Origin of the sequence: Clostridium sp. (genome assembly GCF_051278035.1) — a bacterium.
In the GTDB taxonomy this organism is placed as follows: Bacteria; Bacillota; Clostridia; order Clostridiales; family Clostridiaceae; genus Clostridium_AD.
Map to the genome: position 1 here is coordinate 1 of NZ_JBNMNU010000214.1, position 6,475 is coordinate 6,475.

A 6,475-nucleotide genomic window follows, 5' to 3' on the forward strand; every position below is an offset into this window, starting at 1 on the left:
CTTTGTAAAGTACACTGAAAGGTATCCCACTTCCTTAAACCACTCAATATTAATAACAAATTGAACTATGCTACCTAAAGAAAATAAGCAGATAAAGAGAATTATAAGTACAGAATACAAAACAAATTTTTTCTTCGTTGTCATAAAATCACCTCTTAATATTTTTTTATTATAAATTTAACCTATTGTACATATTATATCTTATATTACCCATATTTTGAAGTAAGTTTTGTAACTAATAAAATTTTTCGTGAAAAATGGGTAGACACCTAGTGTACCATGAATTTCATATGATTTCTCTTATTGAATTTTATGTTCTAATATTAGTATGCCCAAAAACATAGAATCTGTTTCCATTATTTATATATTTAATATAGTTTTTATTTAAGTGCTATAAATATATACATGCTTAAGACCATATAGGTCACTATTATAAAAAATCTTAATATTTTCTTAATGTGTAAATATTTCATCCTAATATCTCAGTATTATGCCTTCCATTCTTCTTCCAACATGGCATATATACAATCATCTAACCACATATCGCCCATTCTGAAACTCTTTATAAAGTGCCCTTCCTTCCTCATACCCAATTTTTCTAAAAGTCTAATTGACTTTTCATTATTAGGATCAGCTGATGCAATAATCCTATGCTTCTTTAGATCAAAAAATAAATAATTAATCACTGCCTTTAACGATTCTATCGCATAACCCTGACCTTGGTAACTTGGCGCTAATGTATAACCTACCTCAACCTGATAATTATCTTCTAAAAAATGAATTCCTATATCGCCTATTAATATATCTGTATTCCTCATAACAATGGCTAATTGGAACCAAGTATTTGGGGTATTGGGAATGCTTGCATTATGATTAATGAAATCATCAATTTCTTTTATGTTGTTAGGTATAAATGACTGATACTCATAGACCTCAGGTAATGAACGATATCTAAATAAATCTTCCGTATCATATATTTCAAGTTTCCTCAAAAGTAATCTATTTGTTGATATAGTTGTAAAAGTATTCATAAACAATTTTCCTCCAATTCTTTGATAAACATTCAACCTCTCTTACATACACATTATATCTTATAATACCCACATTTTGAAATTAATTTTTAAATGTATATTTCAAACTTCCTGTTGGACATTTTTCAACACAAGCAAGGCACTTTGAACAACTAAACTGTGTTGCCGAATTTTGCTTTTCTTCATTATATGAGCTATATTTCTCATTTAGAGTTGCTATATAGCAGTTACTATCACAAATCCCACAATCAATACATTTAGTTGTATCTCTTCTAATCTTAAAAATACTGAACTTATTCATAACACCACTAACCCATGCTATTGGACATCCCATTTTATGATAATTATACATTTGTATGTTTTTAGTATCTTTATTGTTTCCAAGCATACTTTCCATAGCAAATCCTAAAGGACACATCCATCTGCAAAAAACTTTTCCAAATATTACTCCTGTAATCATACCAACTATTAAGATAATACCAATACCTACATTAAAATACATAGCTGCTCCAATAATAATTGCACTTATAATTCCATGGATTACCCTTCTTTTTTTAATTATATCTTTAATCATATAAACACATCCTTCACCTAAGTTATAGTAACCTATATAAAATTAGAATAAAAAGCTATTAACAGTATACCCCCATTGGGTATACTGTTAATAGCTATTATATATGAATAATACTAAATAATCAATAGATAATCCCCTTAAAGTAACAGATTTTATTATTTAATCTGTCTACTTTAAGGGGAGCATATTAGCACATGCATACATGCTATTTTGTTTACAACTAACTTTTGGAATACACTAACTGAATCATATTATAATGGCTTTATCAGTTTGTCCTTTTCCACTATATGATCTAAAATCCAAGCAAATACAAAATGCAGCAAATCCTCTATATATTTTTGATGATCTTCATCATCATTATACATATTTATTTTATCTAGTTCTTTTACAAAATTATCATGTTCTTTTTTTTGTTCCTCATATCCAGGATACTTAATTTTAATCATATAATCCTCTTCACATTTAAAATGATATTTAGTATAATTTCGTAAATCCTCAACTATTAAACCTATATCGTCATATTTATCAGTTTGTAGGCCATTTTTCAAAAGTGCATAAGCCTTATTACCTATCTCAAAAAGGTGTTTATGCTGCGCATCAATTATATCCATACCAATTGAACAACTGTCGTTCCAAATTAACATCTTAAATTACCCCCCAGCGCTAAATTTATAATTATAAAATGAAGTTTATTTAAAAGCAGTATATCATATTCATACTTGTATATCCTAGTTAAACTACAAAGTTTTCACAAACTAGCTTTATAGTTGTTTCGTTACTTTATTTCCCGCGCAATATATTTTTTTTTACATTATTTTCTCCTACCTCTTGTCTTTCTAATATGTTTTGGTGTAGAAATTTGAACTTTTCTGAATTGAAACTTGGGGAGTTTGTCGCTTGTAGAACTCTCATATATGAAATATTTTACCTTTTTACGAGTTCAAAAAAAACTACCTATTATTCATAAGTAGTTTTTAATAATGGAATTATTTTATGCTATTTCCTTGCAATTTATACAATCTATCCCTATATCTTTCTTCATTAAATAACTCCTCGTTTTTCAAAACATAATATAGTTCCTCTACTAGAACTGCTCCAATCATTTTCTTTGCCATATCTTCTGCATATCCACTAGCTACTAATTTTTCAAAAACTTCAGTTGTACATTTAGGCTCATTATCCCTCATTTGATTATCAACAATTTCTATGATGTGATCTTTTACTTTATCATTTATCAAGATTACATTTCCCCTTTATTTAATATTATTATTTAATACAAACCTTATATATCTATGATAACATAAATATTTAGTGCACTTTCCGATTTTCATGAATCCTATTGTCTATATCTTTCAATATGCTTTCTTCATAATCTCCAAACCAACTTTTCAGCTTTGCTTTCGATTTCTTCTTAACTTTATCATCAATAAACATAGCTACAGCTGCTATCGCTAATGCTAATACACCCAAATCATCTGAATATCCAATAGCTGGAGTAAGGTCTGGAATCACATCTAATGGAAAAATAAAATAACCCAAAGCACTAGTTATTGTTGCCTTTGCCCATTTTGGAACAAACGGTTTTTGTAAAACATAGAATAATAATAGCCCTGCATAAACTACATTTATTCCCGCTTTTTGTGATACTTTTACTATTTTATTAAGCATTGATTTTTGTATGTTTTTTTTCTTACGTTTACTCAATTGCAGTTTTTTATTTTCTTTCATATCGTTATCCTCCTTCTATTTAATACATTTTAGAATTAAGACTCAAATTTTTTCACTATTAAAATATGAAGGTATTATAGAATGTGTGAGAATTCATTTTAACCATTCAGGCTCTTCTCTTATAATTGGTCTTATTCCGTACTTTTCCTGAAAATCATTTAATATATCTTGCCTAACTTTTGAGGAGGATTTAATCGTAGAAATTAGATCTTTTGGTATACTATAAGTAAATGGACAATTAGCTATACACAAACCACAATCAGTCCCCAAACTCCTCCATCTCCTATAACACTCCTCAGCATTTATCTTCCACCTTAATATGCCATCTTCTTCTACCATTTCTGTCTTAGATATTGCTTTTCCGGGACATGTCTTTGCACATCTTCCACAATCAAGGCAAAATTCCATAACACCAAAATTTTCTTGTACATCTGGTATAAGAGGAATATCTGTGGTTACTATTCCAAGCCTAACACAGGGACCATACTCTTTAGTTATAATTAGTCCATGTCTACCAAATTCACCAAGGCCTGCATCTCTTGCTACCAGGGGTGCTACCACTAAATAGTTTCCATCCATATGATTTCTAGCATCATATCCTAGCTCTCTAATATAATATGAAAGTAACATTCCTACAGTTGCTGATTCCACATATCCTTTAACAACAGCCATTGCTTCTGGCAGTTTTGGCGCTCTCATAATCATTTCACTATCCATAGGTAATGCAAACACTATTCCATACTTATGCTTTTTAATGATTTCCTCGCCATAGTTTTCTTCATGTCTTCCCCTATGCGAATAGTAATGGTAATCTTTCATTTCTGTTACCCCAACTAATTTTGCGCCATAAAATTTAGCTAATCCCTTAACTCTTTCTGTCATAACAATTGGGTCTACCTCGGCTTTATTTGGGGATATTTCACCTTCACTGAATTTTCTTATATCATATAAATATTTAAAAGAAGCATCTACAATTGGTGAATTTATTTTATTAAACATAACTGACCCTTCACCGCCCATATGAGGTAAACTTCTGAGTGAATCATCTACTTCCTTTAGATGAGGGTTATCACTATAATAATTTTTATAGATTTCGCTTCCTTCTTTATAACTCATTCTTGCAAAAATAGTATCTCTTTCATCATTTTTTTTCATATATACTCCTTATATGCGTTATACCAATTAATAAGCTCTTCCTCTAGAATATCCATGTTCACAGGTTTATATTCTATCCTTTAACTATAAAACTATATTGATATCGCAACAATTATTACAAGTGTTTGAAGATCGATACCATTTATGTATTTAATATTATTATACCTCAATTACTTACACCATCAAAGGAATCCATAAATATTTATGCAATAACTTATAGAAGGTGAAAATAGTAGTGGTAAAATTATTGCTGTAAAGTATATTCATTTCAAAGCAATTCTAAGTTAAGTAGAGAAACCCGAAGCTATTTCCTATGAACATTTATATTTGGGTTATAATGTGGTTATTTGAACTTATATGGTATAATACTAATAACATGATTCAAAAAATAACCCTAAATTTATAGCTATAAATGGTGTTTGGGATAATACCGATTTAGCTTTTAATAACATATTGGGGAGAAAACAAACTATAAAAAATAAATATATTTAGGAGGATAAAGAATGAATATATGTATTTTAGGTGGTGGAAATATAGGTACACTTTTAATGGGAGACATCGGAAGTAATAAGGATATTTCTGTTCGATTATTGACTTCCAGACCAGATGAGTGGAACCATATTATTGAGGTTTGTGATAATGATGGAACAATTGAACACACAGGAAGGGTAGATGTGATATCTAGTAACCCAGAGGAAGTAGTAAGTGGTGCTGACATTATTATATCCACACTTCCATCTAATATATTTAGCAAAACGATTCAGTTAATAAAGCCTTTTCTAAAAAAAGGAGCTTGGATTGGCATGATGCCCGGTAATGGTGGTGGAGAATTCTATTGCAGCGAACTTATTGAAAACGGCTGTACAATATTCGGTTTTCAGAGGGTTCATGGTATTGCTAGATTAAAGGAGTATGGAAAATCTGTGTATGACTTGGGAAAGAAAGAAGAACTTTTTATAGGTGCTATCCCCGCTGGTAATACATCAGAAGTATGCAAGGTATTGGAATACATAATTAACGTCAAGTGCAATCCACTAGAAAATTTTCTAGAAGTTGCGCTTACACCAGGCAATCCAATTCTTCATACTGCAAGACTTCATGGAATCTTTCACCATTATAAAGAAGGAGTATATTTTGAAAATATGATTCAATTTTATAACGAGTGGACGGATGACTGTTCACAAATGTTAATAGCTACTGATGAAGAGTTACAGAATTTGTGTCTTAAGTTAGGGACTATTGATTTGAAAAAGGTTGGTTTTGTAAAGAAGTATTTCGGGGCAGATTCGCCCCAGCAAATGACTGCGCAAATTAGCAATAAGCCTGCGCTTAAGAATGTACTGTCTCCACTTATAAAAACAGAAAACGGGTATATTCCAGATTTTAATTCAAGATACTTTCAAGAGGATTTTTCATATGGACTATGCATTATTAAGAGTTTTTGCGAATTGGCCGAAGTTAAAACTCCATTTATTGATAAAATCCTTATGTGGTTTGAGAACTTTGGTGGTGTTGAATATTTTGTAGATGGTAGATTTGTAGGAAAAGATTTAAAAGATCTTCCGCTTCCACAAAATTTCGGGATAAATTCAATAGAAGATGTGTTTGCATATTACAAATAATTTGCCCACAATTTTATGATAAGATAGCATACTTATCCACAAATATGTCCCCTATTTATCATAAAGTATTTTTAATTAGAAAACCCCATGGAATACGTGAAGCTAATCCATGGGGTTTTACTATTTTTTTTTTATTTGCATGATTAAATTAGGTCTTTTGATATACTATAAGTAAATGGACAATTAGCTTATTCCATATCCTTATATTAAAAACAACCTGTTAATTTTAAACTGGTACCTATAGGAAGGACACTTGAAAAAAAAGTGTTTGGATTATAGGTGCTTTTTTTGTATAATTTATATATAGATAGGATGGTGGAAAATGAGTAAGATTTTATTTACCCAAAAAGATATTATAACTCTTG

7 protein-coding genes are annotated in these 6,475 nt (G+C 30.1%); 1 reads left to right on the plus strand and 6 read right to left on the minus strand.

Going from position 1 to position 6,475, the window contains the following annotated elements; translation table 11 throughout:
* Window positions 1-488: 488 nt before the first annotated feature.
* From ACJAX4_RS21095 to ACJAX4_RS21120, 6 genes are all read right to left on the minus strand, one after another.
* Window positions 489-1,031, minus strand: coding sequence for a GNAT family N-acetyltransferase (locus tag ACJAX4_RS21095; RefSeq protein WP_435791405.1), 543 nt, complete (start codon window positions 1,029-1,031; stop codon window positions 489-491).
* Window positions 1,032-1,113: 82 nt separating this feature from the next.
* Complete coding sequence (locus ACJAX4_RS21100; protein ID WP_435791406.1) at window positions 1,114-1,605, minus strand: 4Fe-4S binding protein; 492 nt, start codon at window positions 1,603-1,605, stop codon at window positions 1,114-1,116.
* A 251-nt stretch (window positions 1,606-1,856) separates the two neighbouring features.
* On the minus strand, window positions 1,857-2,249 hold the full coding sequence (locus ACJAX4_RS21105; RefSeq protein ID WP_435791407.1) for a bacteriohemerythrin: 393 nt from the start codon (window positions 2,247-2,249) through the stop codon (window positions 1,857-1,859).
* 342 nt (window positions 2,250-2,591) lie between these two features.
* A complete protein-coding gene (locus ACJAX4_RS21110; protein WP_435791408.1) occupies window positions 2,592-2,843 on the minus strand; it encodes a hypothetical protein in 252 nt (83 codons plus the stop codon).
* 70 nt (window positions 2,844-2,913) lie between these two features.
* Window positions 2,914-3,333: a YkvA family protein gene (locus ACJAX4_RS21115; RefSeq protein WP_435791409.1), complete on the minus strand. Its 420-nt coding sequence runs from the start codon at window positions 3,331-3,333 to the stop codon at window positions 2,914-2,916.
* 93 nt (window positions 3,334-3,426) lie between these two features.
* On the minus strand, window positions 3,427-4,488 hold the full coding sequence (locus ACJAX4_RS21120) for a 4Fe-4S dicluster domain-containing protein (protein WP_435791410.1): 1,062 nt from the start codon (window positions 4,486-4,488) through the stop codon (window positions 3,427-3,429).
* Between the two features lie 503 nt (window positions 4,489-4,991).
* Between ACJAX4_RS21120 and ACJAX4_RS21125 the strand changes: the two genes are divergently transcribed.
* Window positions 4,992-6,110 (plus strand): NAD/NADP octopine/nopaline dehydrogenase family protein, encoded by a 1,119-nt coding sequence (locus ACJAX4_RS21125; RefSeq protein WP_435791411.1) that lies wholly within the window; start codon window positions 4,992-4,994, stop codon window positions 6,108-6,110.
* The last annotated feature ends 365 nt before the right edge of the window (window positions 6,111-6,475 follow it).